The organism is Roseomonas sp. 18066, from assembly GCF_902706185.1.
Lineage (GTDB): Bacteria > Pseudomonadota > Alphaproteobacteria > Acetobacterales > Acetobacteraceae > Pseudoroseomonas.
On record NZ_CACSJM010000304.1, the window covers coordinates 1 to 1899 of the forward strand.

The 1899-nt window shown below is 79.1% G+C and carries 1 protein-coding gene and 1 pseudogene; both read right to left on the minus strand.

The features are described from left to right. The coding region (locus GVN67_RS28870; RefSeq protein ID WP_160000741.1) for a cellulose synthase operon protein YhjQ/BcsQ at window positions 1-779 on the minus strand (779 nt) is incomplete at its 3' end. Window positions 780-786: 7 nt separating this feature from the next. Continuing rightward, window positions 787-1899: pseudogene (locus GVN67_RS28875) on the minus strand (hypothetical protein); the annotation flags it as partial.

Here is a 1899-nt window from a genome sequence, read left to right on the forward strand (position 1 = left end):
GGGGCGGCCAGCGCGGGGGCCGGCAGCAGCGTCGCCAGGCTGCGGGCGATCTGGCGCAGGTCCTCGGCGGCGGCGGCGCCGGGCGCCAGGTCGTAGATCAGCCGCAGCTGCGCCAGCGCCTCGGCCAGCATGACATCCTGGCTGACCGCGCCGAGCAGCCGCGGGCCCAGGTGGCGTGCGACGGCCTCGGCCGCGGCGCGCGACAGGCGGGACGACAGGTCGACGCCGTTCAGCAGGAACTGCACCCGCCCGGCATGGATCGCCGCCTGGGTGCCGCCGCCGAGGAAGCGGCCGCTCTCGACCTCGCCCAGCATGGCGGCGCTGATCGCCTCCGACTGCAGCACGGTGACGATGACCGAGGCCAGCGGCGCGGTCACCGCCAGGGTATGCGACGGGCCCGGCGGCAGGTCGGCCAGCACCATCAGCCGCGGGTCGGCCAGCATCTCGCGCAGCGGCCCCGCCAGCAGGCCGGGGTCGCGCTCCAGCGCCACCGCCTGCTCCAGCACCTGGCGCAGCTCGATGGCGCCATGCGGCAGCAGCGTGACGCCCGAGGCGGTCGGCCGCAGCGCCGCGCGCCAGTCGGGCTTCTGCAGCAGATTGGCCATGTAGCCGCCGACATCCTGCAGCGGCACGCCGAAATGCAGCCGCAGCGAGTTCTGCGGGTCGAGGTCCAGCGCCAGCACCGGCCGGCCCTCGCGCCGCAGCGCATCGGCGACATTGGCGACCAGGGTCGTCTTGCCGACGCCCCCTTTGGGCGAGGCGAAGAGGATCAGCGGCATCTCGGCCTCAGCTCCGCCCGAAGAGGCGCAGGCCCCGCAGGACCTCGGCGGTGGGGGTGGCCGGCGGCGGCGCCACCGGCTCGGCCGCCGGGGTCACCCGGCGCAGCAGCTCGGACAGCGGCATCGCCGGGGGCAAGGGCTCGGGCGGCAGCGGCTCGGGCGCCGCCTCGAAGACGGGTTCGGGCGCGGCCTCGGCCACCGGCCCGGCAGCCACCAGCGGCAGCAGCAGGGCGGCCGGCACCACCGGGGCGGCGTGCAGCCAGCCCGGCGCCTGCACCGGGGTCTGCATCATCGTCTGCATCGGTGCCTGCAGGGGCGCCGCGGTGCCGAGCGAGCCCAGCAGGCCCGGGCCGCCCCCCTGCAAGCCCATCCCGCCCAGCGGCGGATGGCCGGGGGCGGCGTCGAGCCCCATCGGCGGCATGGTCAGCGGCGCCAGGCCCAGCGTGGTCGGCACCTGGCTGAGATCCAGCGGCGGCAGCGGCGCCAGCCGCCCGGCGCGGGCGCCGGCCTGGCTGGCCGCGGCCTGCAGCGCGCCGCCATGCGAGGACAGCACCGCCAGCAGCGAGGGCGCGGCCGCCTGCTGCGGCGGGGCCGGCGGCGGCGGCAGCTGCGCCAGCAGGCCGGAGGCCGGGGCGGCGCCGGCGGGCTGGCGCGTCTCGGTCGCCTGCAGCGCCGCCAGCAGCGAGGCGGCGGCATCCAGGCCGCCCCCCGCCATCAGCGCGGTCTGCGGCGCCAGGGCCATCGGCGCCACGGCAACGACCGAGGCCGGCTTGACCGAGGCTGGCGCGACCGAGGCTGGCGTGACCGGCAGCAGGGCCGGCGCCATCAGCGCCGCGACTTGCACCGGCTGCAATCCGGGGGCCGCCAGGGTGGTGCCGCCCGGGACAACCGCGGGTTGCGGCGCGGCGGGCTCGCTGGCGGGGTTTTGCAGCCCCGCGGCGGCGCTGCCGAACAGGGAAGCGACCAGAAGCGCGGCGCTGCCGGGGCTGCGCGGCGCGGCGCCGGCGGCCGGCGCGGCGGCGGCCGGGGCCGGCGGGGCGGCAGGCGCGGCCGGCCGGCTGGCCAGCGGCGCCAGCACCGAGGCCAGCGACAGCGCGGGGGCCGCGGCCGGCTTCGGTGC